The 22,038-nt window shown below is 42.6% G+C and carries 22 protein-coding genes and 1 other annotated feature; all 22 genes read left to right on the top strand.

The genetic code is table 11. The features are described from left to right. The first annotated feature begins 4 nt into the window (after window positions 1-4). The 22 genes from JSQ81_RS11025 (at window position 5) to rplC (ending at window position 22,029) form a co-directional block, all read left to right on the top strand. Window positions 5-427, top strand: a complete 423-nt coding sequence (locus tag JSQ81_RS11025) for a Mini-ribonuclease 3 (RefSeq protein WP_212604120.1) — start codon at window positions 5-7, stop codon at window positions 425-427. After that, window positions 424-1,176 (top strand): 23S rRNA (guanosine(2251)-2'-O)-methyltransferase RlmB, encoded by a 753-nt coding sequence (rlmB, locus tag JSQ81_RS11020; RefSeq protein WP_212604119.1) that lies wholly within the window; start codon window positions 424-426, stop codon window positions 1,174-1,176. Before JSQ81_RS11025 ends, rlmB begins: the two co-directional genes overlap by 4 nt. 2 nt (window positions 1,177-1,178) lie before the next feature. Continuing rightward, entirely contained in the window at window positions 1,179-1,697 is a 519-nt protein-coding gene (locus JSQ81_RS11015) for an NYN domain-containing protein (RefSeq protein WP_212604118.1), read from the top strand. A 71-nt stretch (window positions 1,698-1,768) separates the two neighbouring features. Further along, window positions 1,769-2,416, top strand: a complete 648-nt coding sequence (sigH, locus tag JSQ81_RS11010) for an RNA polymerase sporulation sigma factor SigH (RefSeq protein ID WP_371812356.1) — start codon at window positions 1,769-1,771, stop codon at window positions 2,414-2,416. A gap of 79 nt (window positions 2,417-2,495) precedes the next feature. Further along, window positions 2,496-2,645: a 50S ribosomal protein L33 gene (gene rpmG / locus JSQ81_RS11005; RefSeq protein ID WP_210471070.1), complete on the top strand. Its 150-nt coding sequence runs from the start codon at window positions 2,496-2,498 to the stop codon at window positions 2,643-2,645. Window positions 2,646-2,697: 52 nt separating this feature from the next. Further along, the gene (gene secE, locus JSQ81_RS11000; RefSeq protein ID WP_212604117.1) at window positions 2,698-2,883 is read left to right on the top strand and encodes a preprotein translocase subunit SecE; all 186 of its coding nucleotides are present in this window, start codon (window positions 2,698-2,700) and stop codon (window positions 2,881-2,883) included. A 134-nt stretch (window positions 2,884-3,017) separates the two neighbouring features. Next, the gene (gene nusG / locus JSQ81_RS10995; RefSeq protein WP_212604116.1) at window positions 3,018-3,551 is read left to right on the top strand and encodes a transcription termination/antitermination protein NusG; all 534 of its coding nucleotides are present in this window, start codon (window positions 3,018-3,020) and stop codon (window positions 3,549-3,551) included. Window positions 3,552-3,721: 170 nt separating this feature from the next. Continuing rightward, a complete protein-coding gene (rplK, locus tag JSQ81_RS10990) occupies window positions 3,722-4,147 on the top strand; it encodes a 50S ribosomal protein L11 (protein ID WP_210471067.1) in 426 nt (141 codons plus the stop codon). Window positions 4,148-4,253: 106 nt separating this feature from the next. After that, on the top strand, window positions 4,254-4,955 hold the full coding sequence (rplA, locus tag JSQ81_RS10985) for a 50S ribosomal protein L1 (protein ID WP_212604115.1): 702 nt from the start codon (window positions 4,254-4,256) through the stop codon (window positions 4,953-4,955). 46 nt (window positions 4,956-5,001) lie between these two features. After that, window positions 5,002-5,150, top strand: a sequence feature (ribosomal protein L10 leader region). A gap of 29 nt (window positions 5,151-5,179) precedes the next feature. Further along, entirely contained in the window at window positions 5,180-5,683 is a 504-nt protein-coding gene (gene rplJ / locus JSQ81_RS10980) for a 50S ribosomal protein L10 (RefSeq protein WP_212604114.1), read from the top strand. Window positions 5,684-5,764: 81 nt separating this feature from the next. Beyond that, the gene (rplL, locus tag JSQ81_RS10975; protein WP_212604113.1) at window positions 5,765-6,130 is read left to right on the top strand and encodes a 50S ribosomal protein L7/L12; all 366 of its coding nucleotides are present in this window, start codon (window positions 5,765-5,767) and stop codon (window positions 6,128-6,130) included. 108 nt (window positions 6,131-6,238) lie between these two features. Then, window positions 6,239-6,841 carry a class I SAM-dependent methyltransferase gene (locus tag JSQ81_RS10970; protein WP_212604112.1) on the top strand — a complete coding sequence of 201 codons (603 nt, stop codon included), beginning with the start codon at window positions 6,239-6,241 and terminating at the stop codon, window positions 6,839-6,841. 220 nt (window positions 6,842-7,061) lie between these two features. Beyond that, on the top strand, window positions 7,062-10,604 hold the full coding sequence (gene rpoB / locus JSQ81_RS10965) for a DNA-directed RNA polymerase subunit beta (protein ID WP_212604111.1): 3,543 nt from the start codon (window positions 7,062-7,064) through the stop codon (window positions 10,602-10,604). 129 nt (window positions 10,605-10,733) lie between these two features. Further along, on the top strand, window positions 10,734-14,336 hold the full coding sequence (gene rpoC / locus JSQ81_RS10960) for a DNA-directed RNA polymerase subunit beta' (RefSeq protein WP_212604110.1): 3,603 nt from the start codon (window positions 10,734-10,736) through the stop codon (window positions 14,334-14,336). Window positions 14,337-14,469: 133 nt separating this feature from the next. After that, window positions 14,470-14,718, top strand: a complete 249-nt coding sequence (locus tag JSQ81_RS10955) for a ribosomal L7Ae/L30e/S12e/Gadd45 family protein (RefSeq protein ID WP_212604109.1) — start codon at window positions 14,470-14,472, stop codon at window positions 14,716-14,718. A 104-nt stretch (window positions 14,719-14,822) separates the two neighbouring features. Further along, a complete protein-coding gene (rpsL, locus tag JSQ81_RS10950; protein ID WP_210471060.1) occupies window positions 14,823-15,242 on the top strand; it encodes a 30S ribosomal protein S12 in 420 nt (139 codons plus the stop codon). 68 nt (window positions 15,243-15,310) lie between these two features. Then, complete coding sequence (rpsG, locus tag JSQ81_RS10945) at window positions 15,311-15,781, top strand: 30S ribosomal protein S7 (protein WP_172370522.1); 471 nt, start codon at window positions 15,311-15,313, stop codon at window positions 15,779-15,781. A gap of 45 nt (window positions 15,782-15,826) precedes the next feature. Then, window positions 15,827-17,905, top strand: a complete 2,079-nt coding sequence (gene fusA, locus JSQ81_RS10940) for an elongation factor G (protein ID WP_212604108.1) — start codon at window positions 15,827-15,829, stop codon at window positions 17,903-17,905. Window positions 17,906-18,021: 116 nt separating this feature from the next. Next, window positions 18,022-19,209, top strand: a complete 1,188-nt coding sequence (gene tuf, locus JSQ81_RS10935; protein WP_212604107.1) for an elongation factor Tu — start codon at window positions 18,022-18,024, stop codon at window positions 19,207-19,209. A gap of 258 nt (window positions 19,210-19,467) precedes the next feature. Further along, window positions 19,468-20,787, top strand: a complete 1,320-nt coding sequence (locus JSQ81_RS10930) for a Na+/H+ antiporter family protein (protein ID WP_212604106.1) — start codon at window positions 19,468-19,470, stop codon at window positions 20,785-20,787. 253 nt (window positions 20,788-21,040) lie between these two features. Further along, complete coding sequence (rpsJ, locus tag JSQ81_RS10925; RefSeq protein WP_172370526.1) at window positions 21,041-21,349, top strand: 30S ribosomal protein S10; 309 nt, start codon at window positions 21,041-21,043, stop codon at window positions 21,347-21,349. Between the two features lie 50 nt (window positions 21,350-21,399). Further along, the gene (rplC, locus tag JSQ81_RS10920) at window positions 21,400-22,029 is read left to right on the top strand and encodes a 50S ribosomal protein L3 (RefSeq protein ID WP_212604105.1); all 630 of its coding nucleotides are present in this window, start codon (window positions 21,400-21,402) and stop codon (window positions 22,027-22,029) included. Window positions 22,030-22,038 lie beyond the last annotated feature (9 nt).

Raw genomic sequence — 22,038 nt, 5'->3', positions numbered from 1 at the left:
TCATATGTACGTATTAAGAGACATGGATGTAAAACAATTGAATGCCCTCGCATTGGCGTATATGGGCGACGCGGTTTACGAGCAAGCGGTCCGAGAGCATTTACTGCGTTCGGGCCGCGTTAAGCCGAATGTTTTGCACCGAGAAGCGACAAAATATGTAGCGGCGAAATCGCAAGCCGCTGTTTTGCAGGAGATGTTGGCATCGGACTATTTGACGGAAGAGGAAGCGGCCGTGATGAGACGCGGCCGCAATGCAAAGTCAGGTTCCGTACCGAAGAATACAGATGTCGGCACGTATAAAAACAGCTCGGGCTTCGAGGCTGTTCTCGGCTTTTTATATTTGCTCGGAAGAACCGAAAGAACCGAGGAATTTATCGTCGAATCAATTCGAATCATTGAAACTGTTAAGGAGGGTGAAACGTTATGACTGAAATTGAATCTGAAATGCTCGGCGGGAAGAACCCGATTGTTGAAGCGCTTCGTTCGGGTCGGGAATTAAATAAAATCTGGATTGCTGAAGGGTTGAATAAAAAAAGCATCGGCGAAATTTTATCGCTTGCAAGAGAGGCGAAAGTAATTGTCCAATCTGTGCCCAAGCAAAAATTAGATAGCATGTTGGATGTGAATCATCAAGGAATTATCGCGTCTGTTGCAGCCTATCGCTACGCGGAACTTGATGATCTTTTTGAAGTCGCGGCTGACCGCGGGGAAGATCCTTTGTTTGTCATTTTAGATGAGCTTGAAGATCCGCATAATTTAGGTTCTATATTACGTACGGCTGATGCATCAGGCGTTCACGGGGTCATCATTCCAAGAAGACGTTCTGTAGGTTTAACGGCAGTCGTGGCGAAAGCATCAACGGGTGCCATCGAACACGTCCCCGTCGTGCGCGTGAATAACTTGTCGCAAACTGTCGATGAATTAAAAAAACGCGGCGTCTGGATTGCGGGAACTGATGCGTTAGGTTCTGCCGATTACCGAAAAATGGATGCAACGCTTCCGCTTGCGGTAATTATCGGGAGTGAAGGGAAAGGCATGTCGCGCATACTAAAAGAAAAATGCGATTTCCTATATCATCTTCCAATGCGTGGACGTGTTACATCGCTAAATGCTTCTGTTGCAGCTTCTCTCCTCATGTATGAAGTGTTGCGAAAGCGCCAACCTGCCGAACAGTAAAGATGGAAAAGAAAAATGTTCTTCTTGTCGATGGCTATAATATTATCGGTGCATGGGGGGAACTGCAAAGACTGAAAAAACACCAGTTGGCAGATGCACGGGATTTGCTTATTGAAAGAATGGCCGAATACAAGGCATACATGGGATGGCGAGTCATTGTCGTTTTCGATGCGTATATGGTGCCTGGAATCGAGAAAAAGAAACGAACACATGACGTAGAGGTTTTATTCACAAGAGAAAACGAAACAGCCGATGAGCGAATTGAAAAACTCGTGTCTGAACTTGGTGGTCGGCGTGTCCAAATTCATGTCGCCACATCGGATTTAACCGAGCAGTGGATCATCTTTGCCCAAGGTGCACTGCGCAAATCGGCACGGGAACTTGAAATTGAAATGAGAGAGATTACTAATTTAATAACAAAAAGTGTGAAAAACTTTGAAGAGCAACGACCCGTGTCGAAGATTGATTTAACTGACGAAATTAAGGAAATATTTGAAAAGTGGCGGCGCGGAATGAAATAAACAGTTGACGTTAAAATTTTCCATAAGGTATACTAGGTTTATAGCTATGATGAACCGGAGTGATCCTTATAGTGGAAAAAACATACATCGATGGTAGAGTTTTAGACTTCACTGCGTTGTCCGACGAAGAAATTATTCTAATTATTCATACTGGCAACACGGATGCGCTTGATTATCTCATTACAAAATATCGTTCATTTGTTAGTTTGAAAGGGCGGTCTTATTTTTTAACGGGCGGAGATCGTGAAGATATTATCCAAGAAGGCATGATTGGCTTGTATAAAGCGATACGCGATTTCAGGCCGGATCGATTAAGTTCGTTTAAAGGGTTCGCGGAGCTATGCATAACCAGGCAAATCATTACCGCGATCAAAACTGCGACGCGCCAAAAACATATTCCGCTTAACTCTTCAATTTCGTTGGACAAGCCAGTTTACGCGGAAGACTCCGACCGCACGTTGCTCGACATGTTATCGGGTTCGGTCCATGATGATCCTGAAGATTTAATCATTCATCAGGAAGATTATAGTCACATGGAAAAAGAAATGAACAAAGTGCTTAGTGCCCTTGAGAAAGAAGTGTTAGCGCTTTATTTAGACGGTCAATCTTACCAAGAAATATCTTTCGAGTTGAATCGGCAAGTAAAGTCAGTTGACAACGCATTACAACGAATAAAACGAAAACTTGAACGATACATGCAATTTGACGCTGTAAGATAGGGACGTATTTCGAGAGTTGTTGACAGAGTACAGACAAGGTGATACTCTTTATCAAGACTAAAGGTCCGAGGGTGATGAAATGGCTAAAAAAATTATGTTGAGCTGCGATGTCTGTGGATCACGCAATTATTCGGTTCCGGCACGCAATAACAATCCGTCGGAGCGTTTGACATTAAAGAAGTTTTGCAAACATTGTAATTCGCATACTGTGCATAGACAAACTGCATAATAGCTACCTAGTGGGGAAGCAATATATCTGTATTCGGAGGGGCACGATACAAATGGGGAAGATTACCGGGTTTCTTAAAGACGTAGTCTCAGAAATGAGAAAAGTAAGTTGGCCAAAGAAAGAACAGCTAACGAAATACACGATTGTAGTTCTTGTGACGGTCGCGTTTATGGCGGTCTATTTTGCTCTAACGGATTTAGGGATTTCAAGTTTGATGGAATGGTACATTAACTTTTAATAGTGTGGAACTATACGTTATAATAAAGTAGAATAAATAATTCCTTAAAAATAGCCCGTCTGCGAATTTAACGGGTTTTTTTATTTTGTATGGAAAAAAGGAGGGACGGACGAATAGTCCTAGAAGTTATGGAAATGGAAAAGAATTGGTATGTCGTTCATACGTATTCTGGTTATGAGAACAAAGTAAAGGCAAACCTGGAAGCCCGTGTTGAAACGATGGGTATGCAAGATAAGATTTTCCGAGTTATCGTCCCGGAAGAAGAAGAGACAGATTTTAAAGACGGTAAAAAACGTACAGTCATGAAGAAAACGTTCCCTGGATATGTTCTGGTGGAAATCATCATGACGGATGATTCATGGTATGTTGTACGAAATACTCCTGGCGTTACTGGCTTTATCGGTTCTTCAGGTGGTGGCGCAAAGCCGACTCCGCTACTTGAGGAAGAAGTCGATTTTATCTTGAAACAAATGGGCGTGAAAGAAAGCATGGCTGAAATGGATATTTCACTTGGCGAGCTCGTTCAAGTGCTTGAAGGTCCATTTGCTGATTTCCAAGGAAAAATCGAGGAAATCGATCAAGATAAGCGAAAAGTTAAAGTGGCTGTGGATATGTTCGGTCGCGAAACGAAGATGGAATTGGATTTCGTCCAAGTTAAAAAAATATAATTGCAATGCCACTTGCACTAGAAGCGAAAAAGTGGTATCATTTCAAAGGTCAGGCTGTCAAGGGACAGTTTGATCACATTTACTGATTCTACCGATGCAAGTCGGCAGACACATATTGAGTGGGAGGGGCAACCCGATTACCACATCACGGACTTAAGGAGGTATATCACGTGGCTAAAAAAGTTTCTACGATTGTTAAACTACAAATTCCTGCAGCGAAAGCGAACCCGGCTCCACCAGTTGGACCCGCGCTAGGTCAAGCAGGTGTGAACATTATGGGATTCTGTAAAGAGTTCAACGCTCGTACAGCAGATCAAGCAGGTCTAATTATTCCTGTTGAAATCACTGTATTTGAAGACCGTTCATTTACATTCATTACAAAAACTCCACCTGCGGCAGTATTGCTAAAGGTTGCAGCTAATCTTCAAAAAGGTTCAGGTGAACCGAATAAAACGAAGGTAGCAACTGTAAAACGCGACAAAGTACGCGAAATTGCAGAACAAAAGATGCCAGACTTGAACGCTGCATCAGTTGAAGCGGCGATGGCGATGGTTGAAGGTACTGCACGCAGTATGGGAATCACTATCGAAGACTGATATAGAGTTGCATTGTAGTAAGAGGTTGCGATAGTTCCTCGGAACTCGCAACCTTTATTCGTGGGAGGTTCAATCCGTTAACACCACAACAAGGAGGAAATTTCAAATGGCAAAAAGAGGTAAAAAATTCACTGAAGCAGTGAAGCTTGTCGACAGCACTAAGTTTTATGACGTGCAAGAAGCAATCGATCTTGCGAAAAAAACGAGCACAGCAAACTTTGACGCAACAGTTGAAGTTGCATTCCGTCTAGGAATCAACGTAAAGAAAAATGATGAGCAAGTTCGTGGAGCAGTTGTACTGCCGAACGGTACTGGTAAAACTCAAAAAGTACTTGTTTTCGCAAAAGGCGAAAAACTTAAAGAAGCAGAAGCTGCTGGCGCAGACTATGCTGGCGATGTAGAGTACATCAACAAAATCCAGCAAGGCTGGTTCGATTTCGACGTTATCGTTGCGACTCCTGACATGATGGGTGAAGTTGGTAAGATCGGTCGCGTACTTGGACCTAAAGGACTTATGCCGAACCCGAGAACAGGAACTGTTACATTCGACGTTGCAAAAGCAGTTGAAGAAATTAAAGCTGGTAAAGTTGAATACCGTGCGGACAAAGCTGGAATCATCCACGCGCCAATCGGAAAAGTATCATTCGACAATGAAAAACTAGTAGAAAACTTCTTGACGGTTTTTGATACGATTGAAAAAGCAAAACCTGCAGCTTCAAAAGGCACATACATGAGGTCTGTTAACGTAACGACTACAATGGGTCCTGCTGTGAAAATTGATACAACAAGTGTTAAAGTTCAAAAATAAATGTTGACAGACTGATTATCTCATGATAAGATAATCGACATTGTTAATAATATAATTATTTGTACCGTAGACAGTAGGAGCGGCTTGCCGCTTAATAATCCTGCCGAGGACAAGACGCTCTTTCTTAAATAAAGAAGACGACTTTTTCTGCCCTCGTGTCTGCCTATGTAGACTGAGGGCTTTTTATATGGTATGAGTAAGAAATTTATTTAGGAGGTGTCCAGATGAGCAAAGTATTAGAAGCGAAAAAAGCAGTTGTTACAGAAATCGAAGACAAACTAAAGTCAGCGGCTACGGTTGTTGTAGTTGACTACCGCGGTCTAAACGTAAGTCAAGTTACGGAACTTCGTAAAACGCTACGTGATCAAGGAATCGATTTCAAAGTTTATAAAAACTCAATGACTCGCCGCGCAGCTGAAGCAGCAGGACTTGAAGGGTTGAACGAACACCTAACAGGACCAAACGCGATTGCGTTTTCAGATGAAGATGTTGTTGCACCTGCAAAAATCCTTAACGATTTTGCGAAACAGAACAAAGAGCTCGAAATTAAAGCTGGTGTGATTGAAGGTGCGCTTGCATCTGCAGAAGAAGTGAAAGCATTAGCTGAACTTCCATCACGCGAAGGTTTACTTTCTATGCTACTCAGCGTTCTACAAGCGCCAATGCGCAACTTCGCTGCAATTACGAAAGCTGTTGCAGACGACAAAGAAGGACAAGAAGGAGCTTAATAAAGCTGCCTGAACAAAACAATGCGAGCCTGACCCGATGTGGGTAGCTTGACAATAAAAAACCATTAGGAGGAACTATTAATGACTATTGAACAAATCTTAGATGCTGTTAAAGAAATGACAGTTCTTGAACTAAACGACCTTGTAAAAGCAATTGAAGAAGAATTTGGCGTAACTGCTGCGGCACCTGTTGCTGCTGCTGGTGGAGCTGCTGGCGGAGCTGCTGAAGAAGAGCAATCAGAATTCGACGTAATTCTAACAGCTGCTGGAGACAAGAAAATCCAAGTTATCAAAGCAGTTCGTGAAATTACAGGCCTTGGCTTGAAAGAAGCTAAAGCAGTTGTAGACGGCGCACCAGGTCCGGTTAAAGAAGGCGTTGCTAAAGAAGAAGCAGAAGAACTAAAAGCTAAACTTGAAGAAGTAGGCGCATCTGTAGAACTTAAGTAATTCGTATGAATAGTGAAGAAAAGCTCGTCAGCTAAGACGGGCTTTTCTTCGTTATTTTATCTTGATGGATGATGGGAACTTCCTTATTTCAATAAAAGGAGAATCTTAATGTCTGAACATTATTATTCAAAAGATCCGACAGTGAAGAGTCAGCCGAAGGAATTGTTTGTCACGTTGCGGCAACGATCATTTCGCTTTGTCACGGATGCAGGTGTTTTCAGTAAGGGAGATGTGGATTTCGGTTCAAGGCTTCTTGCAGAATCATTTGTCATGCCGGAGGTCGAAGGCGATGTGCTTGATGTGGGCTGCGGCTACGGGCCGATTGGCTTATCGATAGCTGCTTCATTTCCGGAGCGAAAAATCCATATGGTTGACGTGAATGAACGAGCGTTATCGCTAAGTGCTAAAAACGCTGAGAATAATAGCATTTCGAATATCGAAATCTATCCCAGTGATGCACTGGACGATGTTGCGACTACAGGGTTTTCTGCAATATTGACGAATCCGCCCATACGTGCGGGCAAGAAAACTGTCTTTAGTTTTTACGATGGTGCATTTTCGAAATTGAAAACTGGTGGCGAATTGTGGGTTGTTATTCAGAAAAAACAAGGTGCGCCTTCTACGATTCAACATCTAGAGAAACTTTTTGGCAATGCTGAGATTATCGTGAAGAAAAAAGGTTATCATATTATTAGGGCGATTAAAGTTTGACGACAACTTAATTATATGGTAGCGTTAAAAGATGGATAAATTAATATAATGCAATCGTGTGCCCTTTTGCATGAAAGTTAACATTATTTGGCATACTTATGATGGATAGAAAAATTGTCAAATCGAAAATGAGCTCGCAGTAGAACTCATTTTCTTTTTAGTTTTTTATATCGTACACCGTATTTCTGTTTTTGAAAAGAATTATTATTGTAAATGAGGGGTGAATGAGTTGACAGGTCATCTAGTTCAATATGGTCAACACCGTCAGCGCAGAAGTTTCGCGCGGATTAGTGAGGTTTTAGAATTACCGAACTTAATCGAAATTCAGACGGCATCTTACGGTTGGTTCCTGGAGGAAGGTTTGCGGGAAATGTTCCGTGATATCTCTCCAATCGAAGATTTCACTGGAAATCTTCAATTAGAATTTGTCGATTATCATCTTGAGGATCCGAAATACCCTATGGATGAATCGAAAGAGCGTGATGTGACATACGCAGCACCGCTCAGAGTTAAGGTCCGCCTGCACAACAAGGAAACTGAAGAAGTGAAGGAACAGGACGTCTTCATGGGTGATTTTCCACTCATGACAGAGAACGGTACATTTATTATAAATGGTGCGGAAAGAGTTATTGTTTCTCAGCTTGTCCGTTCACCAAGTGTTTATTATAACGCAAAGATCGACAAGAACGGGAAACGTGGTTTCGGAGCGACAGTTATTCCGAACCGGGGAGCTTGGCTCGAGTATGAAATCGATGCAAGAGATGTAGTTCACGTTAGAATTGATCGGACGCGTAAGCTTCCAATTTCAGTGCTAGTACGTGCACTAGGCTTTTCAACTGATGAAGAAATTATCGATCTTATTGGCGATAATGAGTACCTACGTAACACGCTCGAAAGAGATAATACTGAAACTACAGAAAAAGCATTACTTGAAATATATGAAAGACTTCGCCCAGGTGAGCCACCAACGCTTGATAGTGCAAGAAGTCTATTGTTTTCAAGATTTTTTGATCCGAAAAGATACGACCTAGCTGATGTTGGTCGCTATAAAATGAACAAAAAACTTGATATTCAAAACCGTTTATTCGGACAAACAGTGGCAGAAACACTTGTTGATCCTGAAACAGGCGAAATTCTTCTAGAAGAAGGTGCGGTTATTGATCGCCGTGCGCTAAACACATTACTACCTCATTTGGAAAAAGGAATAGGCTTCCGTGAAATCACTCATGCGGAAGGCGTTCTTGATGAACCAACTGTAATTCAAAGCATTAAGGTATACGCGCCGAACCCAAATGGCGATGAACCACAAGCAATTAATGTCATCTCGAATGCTTATATCGACGATTCCATTAAAAATGTGACGCCTGCTGATATTCTTGCGTCAGTAAGTTATTTCTTTAACTTATTGCATGGTGTTGGAAATACAGACGATATTGATCACCTCGGTAACCGACGTCTTCGTTCTGTAGGTGAACTTTTACAAAACCAATTCCGAATCGGTCTATCCCGTATGGAACGTGTTGTAAAAGAGCGAATGTCAATTAACGATACGTCGTCTATTGTGCCACAACAATTGATTAACATTCGTCCAGTTATCGCATCTATAAAAGAATTTTTTGGCAGCTCGCAACTTTCACAATTTATGGGTCAAACGAATCCGTTGGAAGAGTTGACGCATAAACGTCGTCTTTCAGCACTTGGACCTGGTGGGTTAACACGTGAACGTGCTGGAATGGAAGTACGTGACGTGCATTATTCTCACTACGGACGGATGTGTCCGATTGAAACGCCGGAAGGTCCGAATATCGGGTTGATAAACTCGTTATCAACCTATGCGAAAGTAAATAAATTCGGTTTCATTGAGACGCCATATAGAAAAGTCGATCCTGATTCGGGTCGCGTCACTGAGCAAATTGATTATTTGACTGCCGATGTCGAGGACAACTTTGTAGTTGCCCAAGCGAACGCACCTTTAAATGAGGATGGTTCATTCGTCAATGAAGGTGTTGTCGGTCGTTTCCAAGGTGATAACACTGTATTCAAACGTGAACAAATTGACTATATGGATGTTTCACCTAAGCAAGTCGTTTCAGTAGCTACAGCATGTATTCCGTTTCTTGAGAATGATGACTCGAACCGTGCGCTCATGGGTGCGAACATGCAACGTCAAGCTGTTCCGCTTCTTAATCCTCAATCACCAGTTGTAGGTACGGGTATGGAGCACGTATCCGCACGCGATTCAGGGGCAGCAGTTCTAGCAACGCATACCGGAATCGTTGAACATGTTGAAGCGAAAGAAATCCGAGTACGTCGTATTGAAACAATAGACGGAAAAGAAGTTCAAGGTGATTTAACAACCTTCCGTTTGGACAACTTTATCCGTTCAAACCAAGGAACTTGTTACAACCAACGTCCGATTGTCAGTGTCGGAGATCGTGTTGAACCGAATTATATTCTCGCAGATGGTCCGTCAATGGAAAGAGGAGAACTTGCGCTTGGACGTAACGTTCTAACCGCGTTTATGACATGGGACGGATTCAACTATGAAGATGCGATCATCATGAGTGAACGTCTCGTGAAAGATGACGACTATACTTCAGTTCATATCGAAGAGTACGAATCAGAAGCCCGAGATACGAAACTTGGACCAGAAGAAATTACACGGGACATTCCTAACGTCGGTGAAGAAGCACTTCGTCACCTCGACGACCGCGGAATCATCCGTATTGGTGCAGAAGTTCGTGATGGTGATATTCTAGTCGGAAAAGTAACGCCAAAAGGTGTCACTGAGTTAACGGCTGAAGAGCGCCTCCTACATGCAATTTTCGGTGAGAAAGCACGTGAAGTTCGCGATACCTCACTTCGTGTACCACACGGAGCAGGTGGAATTGTTCTCGACGTGAAAGTGTTCAACCGTGAAGACGGAGATGAGCTTCCGCCGGGAGTTAACCAACTCGTTCGTGCGTACATCGTTCAAAAGCGTAAAATTTCTGTCGGAGATAAAATGGCTGGAAGACACGGAAACAAAGGTGTTATTTCACGTATTTTACCTGAATCAGATATGCCGTTCTTACCGGATGGCACGCCGATTGATGTCATGCTTAACCCATTAGGTGTTCCTTCTCGAATGAACATTGGGCAAGTGCTCGAAATGCATTTAGGAATGGCATCTAGAGAACTCGGCATTCATATGGCTACGCCGGTATTTGACGGAGCGAATGAAGAAGATGTTTGGTTGACGATGGAAGAAGCCGGAATGGACCGAGACGGGAAAACAATCCTTTATGATGGTCGTTCAGGTGAACCTTTTGATAACCGCGTATCAGTCGGGGTTATGTATTTAATTAAACTTGATCACATGGTTGACGATAAACTTCATGCTCGTTCAACAGGTCCATACTCACTTGTTACACAACAACCGCTTGGTGGTAAAGCGCAATTCGGCGGACAGCGTTTCGGAGAGATGGAAGTTTGGGCGCTTGAAGCTTATGGTGCAGCTTATACGTTGCAAGAAATTCTAACTGTGAAATCAGATGATGTTGTCGGACGTGTGAAAACGTACGAGGCGATTGTTAAAGGTGAAAGTGTTCCGCAACCGGGCATACCGGAATCGTTTAAAGTACTCATCAAAGAACTTCAAAGTTTAGGACTAGACGTTAAGATGCTTTCAGCTGATTACGAAGAAATTGAACTCCGTAACTTAGACGAAGATGATGACACGCAACCAACAGATGCCTTGAATCTAATGAAGGCAGAGCAATAATAAAAGAAGATAGGGGAAGCAGTCGTTTCCCCTTTACTTTAAGGTAAACAAGTTAATAAAACTGGAAAAGCAATTCACTTTTCCCCCAAAACCAATTGCCAGCGATAACACTTAAGGGAGGTAGGCTCCTTGGTAGATGTAAACAACTTTGAGTATATGAAAATAGGCCTCGCTTCATCGGATAAAATCCGTTCGTGGTCTTATGGTGAGGTCAAAAAGCCAGAAACAATTAACTACCGTACATTGAGACCGGAAAAAGAAGGTCTGTTTTGTGAACGTATTTTTGGTCCTACGAAAGATTGGGAATGTCACTGTGGAAAGTATAAACGCGTTCGTTATAAAGGCGTCGTTTGTGATCGCTGTGGAGTAGAAGTAACACGTCAAAAAGTACGTCGCGAACGTATGGGCCACATCGAACTTGCGGCTCAAGTCACGCATATATGGTACTTTAAAGGAATTCCAAGTCGTATGGGTCTTATTCTTGATATGACACCGCGCGCCTTGGAAGAAATCATTTATTTCGCTTCCTACGTTGTTGTTGAACCTGCAGATACGCCACTTGAAAGAAAGCAATTGCTTTCTGAAAGAGAATATCGTGCATATCGACAAAAATACGGAAATAAATTCGAAGCGCTAATGGGTGCGGAAGCAATTGAACGCCTCCTTAGAGCAATCGATTTAGATCAAGAAACAGAATCGTTAAAAGAAGAACTGAAAACTGTTCAAGGACAACGACGCACACGTGCAATTAGACGCCTGGATGTTGTTGAATCATTCCGTAACTCTGGCAATAAACCAGAATGGATGGTTCTTGAGGTTCTGCCAGTTATTCCACCTGAATTACGCCCAATGGTACAACTTGACGGCGGTCGTTTCGCGACTTCCGATTTGAATGACTTGTATCGCCGGGTTATTAACCGGAATAACCGTCTGAAAAGACTTCTTGATCTTGGCGCGCCTGGAATTATCGTTCAAAACGAAAAACGTATGCTTCAAGAAGCTGTTGACGCGCTAGTTGATAACGGTCGTCGAGGTCGCCCGGTTACTGGACCAGGAAACCGCCCATTGAAATCACTTTCACATATGTTGAAAGGTAAACAAGGTCGATTCCGTCAAAACTTACTTGGTAAACGTGTTGACTATTCAGGACGATCTGTAATCGTTGTTGGACCCGAGTTGAAAATGTATCAGTGCGGTTTGCCGAAAGAAATGGCCATCGAATTGTTTAAACCTTTTGTTATGAAAGAGCTCGTTGAACGTGGTCTAGCTCATAACATTAAGAGTGCTAAACGTAAAATCGAACGCCTTCATTCGGAAGTTTGGGACGTTCTAGAAGAAGTTATTAAAGAACACCCAGTGCTGTTAAACCGAGCACCTACACTTCACCGACTTGGTATCCAAGCATTTGAACCGGTACTAGTAGAAGGTCGTGCGATCACACTTCACCCACTTGTATGTACTGCATACAACGCGGATTTTGATGGTGACCAAATGGCTGTTCACGTACCTTTATCCGCTGAAGCGCAAGCAGAAGCTCGTCTTCTAATGCTTTCAGCACAAAACATTTTGAACCCGAAAGACGGGAAGCCGGTTGTTACCCCATCCCAGGATATGGTTTTAGGAAACTATTACTTGACATTGGAACGTACGGGGGCAACAGGTGAAGGCCTAGTTTTCCGTGATACGGATGAAGTGATGATCGCTTATACAAACGGTTATGTTCATCTTCATACACGTATCGCTGTTCAAGCTGGTTCACTCAAAAACCCGACATTTACTGAAGAAAACAATGCAAAGCTTTTACTAACAACTGTTGGTAAAGTTATTTTCAACGAAATCTTGCCGGAATCATTCCCGTACATCAATGAACCGACTGATTTCAATTTGCAAATCCAAACGCCAGATAAGTACTTCATTTCAGGAACTGAAAATGTGAAAGAGCATTTTGAAAACACTGAACTTGTTGGACCGTTCAAAAAGAATATTCTTGGTAATATCATTGCTGAAATCTTTAAACGTTTCCACATTACAGAGACTTCTAAAATGCTTGACCGGATGAAGGATCTCGGCTTTAAATACTCAACTCGTGCTGGAATAACAATCGGTATGTCCGATATTATCGTGCTTCCAGACAAAGATGAAATTCTTGCAGAAACACAAAGTAAAGTCGACAACGTATTAAAGCAGTTCCGTCGTGGTCTAATCACAGATGAGGAACGTTACGACCGCGTTATCGCTTACTGGAGTGCTGCTAGGGATGACATTCAAGTTAGACTTATGGAATCATTGGACAATCTGAACCCAATCTTTATGATGAGTGATTCAGGTGCTCGTGGTAACGTATCTAACTTTACGCAACTTGCAGGAATGCGAGGATTGATGGCAAACCCGGCTGGACGTATTATCGAACTTCCGATTAAGTCATCATTCCGAGAGGGCCTAACTGTTCTTGAGTACTTTATTTCTACACACGGTGCCCGTAAAGGACTTGCAGATACGGCGCTTAAGACTGCTGACTCAGGTTACCTAACTCGTCGACTCGTTGACGTTGCACAAGACGTCATTGTCAGAGAAGACGAATGCGGTACGGATCGTGGATTGGAAATCGGTGCGCTTATGGAAGGTGCAGAAGTCATCGAAAGACTCGATGAGCGTATTTTCGGACGTTATACGAAGAAAACAATTTACCACCCTGAAACTGGTGCCGTAATACTTGGCAGAAATGAATTGATAACAGAAGATACAGCTCGTATTATTACGGACTTGGGTATTGAAACTATTACGATTCGTTCAGCATTTACATGTGATACGAAACACGGCGTATGTAAGAAGTGTTACGGAATTAACCTCGCAACAGGTGAACAAGTCGAAGTTGGTGAAGCAGTTGGAATCATCGCTGCACAATCAATCGGAGAACCAGGTACACAGCTTACAATGCGTACGTTCCATACAGGTGGAGTTGCAGGAGACGATATTACACAAGGTCTTCCACGTATTCAAGAAATTTTCGAGGCGCGTAATCCGAAAGGTAAAGCCGTTATCTCGGAAATCAACGGAACCGTTACAGAAATCGATGAAATCCGTGAAGGTCAGCATGAAGTTACAATCGAAGGTAGCGTGGAAACGCGTAAATACCTTGGACCATACAACGCGCGCTTCACAGTTAAAGTCGGCGATGTAATTGAACGCGGCCAACCGCTAACAGAAGGTTCAATTGATCCGAAAGAACTCATCGTTGTAAAAGACGTTGCGACAGTTCAAGAATATCTATTGAAAGAAGTTCAAAAAGTATACCGTATGCAAGGTGTTGAAATCGGTGATAAGCACGTCGAAGTAATGGTTCGCCAAATGCTTCGTAAAGTGAATATTATCGAGGCAGGGAACACAGATCTGCTACCAGGATCCCTTGTCGACATTCATCAGTTTGCAGAAGCGAATAATAAAATGTTCGAACTCGGCAAAGTTCCAGCAACTTGTCGCCCGGTTATTCTCGGTATTACAAAAGCGTCACTTGAAACAGAATCCTTCTTGTCAGCCGCGTCGTTCCAGGAAACAACTCGTGTCCTGACTGATGCAGCAATTAGAGGGAAATCAGATGAATTACTCGGTCTGAAAGAGAACGTCATTATCGGTAAACTTGTACCAGCAGGAACCGGAATGCAACGTTATCGCCAGATTGAGATGAATCATGAACCATTAGAAGGCATAGACGAAAAAGCTACAGCTGAGTAAGCTCTTAGAATTTACGGGGGGAGCTTGAAAATAATCCCCCCGTATTTTTTATTTCACTGTTGACAATTTCGCATGCAAATGATAATATACAAAAGGTTGATAGTAATATGTCTGCTCTTTGGAGGATATGGAAATGTCTTATGAAAAAGTAGCCCAGGCACAGAAAACAATCATCGGTATAAAGCAAACAGTAAAAGCGATTCGTGCAGGTAAAGTTATAGAGGTCATCATCGCTCAGGATTCTGAGACGCGACTTATTACTCCAGTAGTGGAGGAAGCCGAACTGCATCGCATTCCAGTATCTTATGTTGATTCAAGGGAAAAACTTGGAGAATCATGTGGTATTGAAGTCGGTACAGCCGTCGTTGCGATTACTGGATAACCGTTTTTATGCTATAAAAGCATAAAGACTTTGTTTTTACCCCAAAAATGAACCACCTGGATGTGTGGTCTTACAAATTTACTTTTGAGAGGAGGACAAAATCGATGCCTACAATTAACCAATTAGTCCGCAAACCCCGTAAATCGAAGGTTGCAGGATCAAAATCACCGGCACTAGGAAAAAGCTATAACAGCTTCAAAAAGTCGATGACAAACGTAAACTCACCACAAAAACGAGGTGTTTGTACGCGTGTTGGAACAATGACACCGAAGAAGCCGAACTCGGCACTTCGTAAATATGCTCGTGTTCGTCTGACTAACACTTTAGAAGTTAACGCTTATATCCCAGGTGAAGGTCATAACTTGCAAGAACACAGCGTTGTACTTATTCGCGGTGGACGTGTGAAAGACTTACCGGGTGTTCGTTACCATATCGTACGTGGTGCACTTGATACAGCTGGTGTTACTGGCCGTATGCAAAGCCGCTCAATGTATGGAGCTAAAAAGCCAAAAGCTAAGAAATAAAAATAAACTAGATTATTTAAGCGTTCTTCGCTTACGTAACTTATCGAAATCGAAAGGAGGAAAACAATATGCCTCGTAAAGGTCCAGTAGCAAAGCGTGATGTACTTCCAGATCCGATTTACAATTCGAAACTGGTTTCACGTCTTATAAACTCAATGATGGTTGATGGAAAGAAAGGTACTTCACAAAAAATCCTCTATGGTGCGTTCGAACTTGTTAGAGAACGTTCAGGGAAAGATCCATTGGAAGTATTTGAAGCAGCACTAGAAAACGTTATGCCAGTACTAGAGGTTCGTGCACGCCGTGTCGGTGGAGCGAACTACCAAGTTCCAGTTGAAGTACGTCCAGAACGTCGTACAACTTTAGGTTTACGTTATTTCGTAAACTACTCCCGTCAACGCGGTGAGAAAACAATGGAAGAGCGTCTTGCAAATGAAATTCTAGACGCGTCTAACAACACAGGTGCATCCGTCAGAAGACGTGAAGAATTGCACAAAATGGCAGAAGCGAACAAAGCATTCGCTCACTACCGCTGGTAAGATCGACATTAGTAAAAGTCTAATCCACGGAAGGAGATAAACAGCATGGAAAGAGAGTTCTCCTTAGAGAATACTCGTAACATCGGAATCATGGCTCACATTGACGCTGGTAAAACAACGACAACTGAGCGTATCCTTTATTACACAGGCCGTATTCATAAACTTGGTGAAACGCATGAAGGTGCATCTCAAATGGACTGGATGGAGCAAGAGCAAGAGCGTGGAATTACAATCACGTCTGCTGCTACAACAGCTCAATGGAAAGGTCACCGCGTAAACATCATCGATACACCGGGACACGTAGACTTCACTGTTGAAGTTGAACGTTCATTACGCGTACTTGATGGTGCTGTGACAGTTCTTGATGCACAATCAGGTGTTGAACCACAAACTGAAACTGTTTGGAGACAAGCTACAAACTATTCAGTTCCACGCTTAGTATTCGTTAACAAGATGGACAAAACAGGTGCGGATTTCCTTTACGCATTAAGTACACTCCATGATCGTCTAGGTGCTAACGCACACCCGATCCAGTTACCGATTGGCGCGGAAGATCAATTTGAAGCAATTATTGATTTAATCGAAATGAAAGCAACTTTCTACGGTGATGACACAGGAATGGATGTTGAAGTCCGTGATATCCCTGAAGAACATGTTGCAACAGCAGAAGAATATCGTGAAAAGCTAATTGAAGCGATTGCTGAATTCGACGAAGATCTGATGGAGAAATATTTGAACGGCGAAGAGCTAACTGTAACTGAAATTAAAGATGCAATTCGTAAAGCAACACTAAACGTAGAGTTCTACCCTGTCGTTTGTGGAACTGCGTTCAAAAATAAAGGTGTTCAACTCGTTCTTGACGCAGTTATTGACTACCTTCCATCACCAACCGACGTTATTCCGATGACAGGTATTAATCCTGATAATGAAGAAGAAGTCACACGTCCTGCAGACGACAAAGGCCCATTCTCGGCACTTGCGTTTAAAGTTATGACGGATCCATATGTAGGGAAACTTACATTCTTCCGCGTTTACTCAGGGACACTAAAATCCGGTTCATATGTTCAGAACACTTCTAAAGGCAAGCGTGAGCGTGTAGGACGTATTCTACAAATGCATGCTGATTCCCGTGAAGAAATTTCTGAAGTACACTCCGGAGATATCGCTGCTGCAGTTGGACTAAGAGACACAGGTACGGGTGACACGCTATGTGACGAGAAAGCACCAGTTATTCTCGAATCTATGGATTTCCCAGAACCAGTTATCTCTGTAGCAATTGAACCAAAAACAAAAGCGGACCAAGATAAAATGGGTCAAGCTCTAGTTAAACTACAAGAAGAAGATCCAACTTTCCATGCTCATACAGATGAGGAAACTGGCGAAGTTATTATTGCAGGTATGGGTGAACTTCACCTAGACGTACTCGTAGACCGTATGCGTCGTGAGTTTAACGTTGCTGCAAACGTTGGTGCTCCACAAGTATCTTACCGTGAAACATTCCGTCAAGCTGCGGAAGTTGAAGGTAAGTTTGTTCGCCAATCAGGTGGACGTGGACAATATGGTCACGTTTGGGTTGAATTCTCACCAAACGAAGTAGGCGCAGGTTTCGAATTTATCGACAATATCGTCGGTGGATCTGTACCACGCGAATACATCAGTTCTGTTGAAGCAGGTATCCGTGACGCACTCGACAACGGGGTAATCGCAGGATATCCATTAATCGACATTAAAGCACGTCTATACGACGGTTCTTACCATGATGTTGACTCCAACGAGATGGCGTTTAAGATTGCCGGTTCTATGGCACTTAAAAACGCAGCATCAAAAGTCAACCCGGTTCTTCTCGAGCCAATGATGAAAGTTGACGTCATTATTCCAGAAGAGTACATGGGAGATATCATGGGTGATATTACATCACGTCGTGGTCGCGTAGAAGGAATGGAAGCACGCGGTAATGCGCAAGTTGTTGCTGCAATGGTTCCACTTGCTGAAATGTTCGGTTATGCAACTTCACTTCGTTCTAATACACAAGGACGTGGAGTCTTCTCAATGGTGTTTGATCACTATGAAGAAGTTCCGAAATCAGTTTCAGAAGAAATTATTAAAAAGAATAAAGGCGAATAATTGTAATTCGTTGTTAATTCTAGTATAAGTAATTTATATGCACGAAGCTGTTGTCGCTTTAAGCATCAATAGCTATAAAAACTATTAATGTTTATATTTTAAGGAGGCTTTCCATAATGGGTAAAGAAAAATTCGATCGTTCCAAGACGCATGCGAACATTGGAACAATTGGTCACGTTGACCATGGTAAAACAACACTAACAGCTGCAATCGCAACAGTTCTTGCGAAAAGACTAGGTGGGACAGCTCAGTCATACGACCAAGTTGATAACGCACCAGAAGAAAAAGAGCGTGGAATCACGATTAACACGTCTCACATCGAGTACGAAACTGAAAACCGTCACTACGCGCACGTTGACTGCCCAGGTCACGCGGACTACGTTAAGAACATGATTACTGGAGCAGCACAAATGGACGGCGGAATCCTAGTTGTATCTGCAGCTGACGGCCCAATGCCACAAACACGTGAGCACATCCTACTTTCACGTAACGTAGGTGTTCCTTACTTAGTCGTATTCATGAACAAATGTGACATGGTTGACGACGAAGAACTTCTTGAGCTAGTTGAAATGGAGATCCGTGATCTTCTTTCTGAGTATGACTTCCCTGGCGATGACATTCCTGTTATCCAAGGTTCAGCGCTTAAAGCACTAGAAGGCGACGAAGGCTACGAAGATAAAATTATGGAACTTATGGCTGCTGTTGATGAGTACATCCCAACACCACCACGTCAAACTGACAAACCATTCATGATGCCTGTTGAGGACGTGTTCTCAATTACAGGTCGTGGTACAGTTGCAACTGGACGTGTTGAGCGTGGACAAGTTAAAGTAGGCGAAACTGTTGATATCATCGGTATCGTTGACGAAGCTAAATCTACTACTGTTACAGGTGTAGAAATGTTCCGTAAACTTCTTGACTATGCAGAAGCTGGTGACAACATTGGAGCACTTCTACGTGGAGTAGCGCGTGAAGATATCCAACGTGGTCAAGTACTTGCTAAACCAGGTTCAATCGTTCCACACACAAACTTCACTTCTGAAGTTTATGTTCTATCAAAAGAAGAGGGTGGCCGTCACACGCCGTTCTTCTCAAACTACCGTCCTCAGTTCTACTTCCGTACAACTGACGTAACAGGTGTAATCGAACTTCCTGAAGGCGTAGAAATGGTTATGCCTGGCGATAACGTAGAAATGAAGATCGAACTTATTTCTCCAATCGCTCTTGAAGAAGGTACGCGTTTCTCTATCCGTGAGGGTGGACGTACTGTTGGATCAGGCGTAGTTGCTTCAATCCAAAAATAATTGATACTAATATAAAAAACTCCTGCCAGACGTGGCGGGAGTTTTTTTGTGGAGTTTTGTAGCGTGTGTTTGGTCGGTTCGGAAGTGGTATTGGTCGTATCGGTCGGCTCATTAGTCGTTTACGCTGTTGTTTTAGTCGTTTCACTCCTCTGGTTAAGTTGCTAAATTTTGTCTATTGACAGGATGATATTATTTTGTTAAATTAGGACAATGGACTTTAGTACTTTAGCAGAGTGAAATATTTAGGAGTGAAAATATATGAATGCAGTTCTTATTGCAGTAGTAGTGATGTTGTTATTAAGTTTGGTTCGAGTGAATGTGGTGCTTGCGTTAGTCATGGGCGCAATCGCGGGAGGCTTGACGGGTGGTCTTTCGTTTGATGAGACGATTAAATCCTTTTCAAGCGGACTTGGCGAAGGTGCTAATATCGCGTTGAGTTATGCGCTATTAGGTGGATTCGCCGTTGCGATTTCTCAAACTGGGATTCCGCAGCTGCTTGTCAATGGCATGTTGAAAATCGTCAAAAAAGACGGACAAGCAGATCGTACAGCTCTTGGGAAAGTATTAGTTGTCTTAATCCTGCTTGCGATGGCGATGTTCTCGCAAAACCTGATTCCGATTCATATCGCATTCATTCCACTATTAGTTCCGCCAATTTTGCACGTTTTAAATATGTTGAAAATCGATCGTCGTTTAATTGCTTCTGTATTGACGTTCGGGTTGACTGTGCCGTATATGATTTTACCGTATGGTTTCGGATTCCTATTCCATGAAATATTGGCAACCCAAATGGAACTTGCTGGTCTAACGATTAATATGTCAGATATTCCAAAAGCAATGGTTATTCCTGTGATAGGGCTCGTTATCGGCTTGATAATTGCGATTTTCATTTCATACCGAAAACCGAGAGAATATGAAGATCGCAAAATCGAGTTATCCGAAGAAGTTGTCGAAATTAAAACTCGCAATCTAGTATTTACTGTCATTGCCTTAATCGGGACGTTGGCTGTACAAATACCGACACAATCCATGATTGCGGGCGCTGTCACTGGGATCTTTATTTTATACGTTACAGGCGCCTTGAAGTGGAAGGAAGCAGATAATCTAATAAACGACGGCATGAAAATGATGGCATTTGTAGGATTCGTTATGATTGCTGCGAATGGATTTGCTGCTGTCCTTAAAGAAACAGGTCATGTTATTTTACTTGTAGAACACACAAGCGAAATGTTAGGCGATAATAAAGCGTTGGCTGCACTCTTAATGCTGATTGTCGGTTTGATTGTGACAATGGGTATTGGTTCATCATTCGCCACGATTCCTATTATTGCGTCCATCTTCGTGCCATTAAGTATCGAGTTCGGTTTTAGTACGATGGCGATCATCGCATTGGTAGGGACGGCTGCAGCGCTTGGGGATGCCGGTTCTCCAGCTTCTGACTCTACATTAGGGCCAACAGCTGGGCTGGATGCAGACGGACAACACAACCATATATGGGACTCTTGTGTTCCGACTTTTATTCACTTCAGTATTCCGCTATTAGTATTCGGTTGGATTGGTGTTATGTTGCTGGGTTAAGCTCATTAATTTTTCCGACTAATTGCTAGGTTATTGCATCTCGTAACAATAGATACTATAATAATAAAAGCATCGAAAAGAATTTCGTTAAAACACTTGCGGAATTCTTTTTCCTTGTGTATAATGTTGAATGTTGCTCTTTGACTGCGATGAAGCGAGAGGTTGCCGACACACCCGGCCGCATTGCCATGGCGCGTGTGTGGGAAATTTTCGTGGAGAATGTCTATTAATTAGGCGAAAGGGAGGGAAAGTAATGGCAAAACAAAAGATTCGTATTCGTTTAAAAGCATATGATCACAGTATCCTTGATCAATCAGCTGAAAAGATTGTCGAAACAGCAAAACGTTCTGGTGCAAGTGTATCGGGTCCGATTCCACTACCAACAGAAAGATCTGTTTACACGATTCTACGTTCAGTACACGTTAACAAGGATTCACGTGAGCAGTTCGAAATGCGCACACATAAACGTCTTATCGATATTGTTAACCCGACACCACAAACTGTCGACGCGTTAATGAAACTCGATTTACCATCAGGCGTAGACATTGAAATCAAATTATAATCAAATTATAATCGATAGAAAAAATTATTATATTACAGGAGGTGTGACGAATGACCAAAGGAATCTTAGGGAAAAAAATCGGCATGACGCAAATTTTTGCTGAAAACGGTGATCTAATCCCAGTAACAGTGATTGAAGCTACTCCAAACATCGTTCTTCAAAAGAAGAGTGCAGAAACGGACGGCTATGAAGCAATCCAACTAGGATTTAATGACAAGAGAGACAAGCTATCGAACAAACCTGAAAAGGGACACGTTGCGAAAGCTGATACAACGCCTAAGCGCTTCATCCGCGAATTCCGTGGTTTGGACGTTAACGCACACGAGGTTGGTCAGGAAGTCAAAGTCGATACTTTCGCAGAAGGCGATATCGTCGACGTAGTAGGTACATCAAAAGGTAAAGGGTTCCAGGGTGTTATTAAACGCCACGGTTACTCAATCGGTTCTATGTCTCATGGATCACGTTTCCACCGTTCACCAGGTTCAATCGGATCTGTAGACGCTCAACGTGTCTTCAAAGGTAAGAAGCTTCCAGGACGCATGGGAAATCAAACAGTAACGATTCAAAACCTTGAAATTGTAAGAGTTGACGCTGAGCGTAACTTGCTACTTATAAAAGGTAATGTTCCAGGATCACGTAAATCACTTATCCAAGTGAAAAGCGCGATTAAAGGGAACTAATTAATAAAG

This window comes from Sporosarcina sp. Marseille-Q4063 (assembly GCF_018309085.1).
Taxonomy (GTDB): Bacteria; Bacillota; Bacilli; order Bacillales_A; family Planococcaceae; genus Sporosarcina.
The sequence above is the reverse complement of the archived record's forward strand: the minus strand, read 5'-3'. Positions and strand labels throughout refer to the sequence as shown.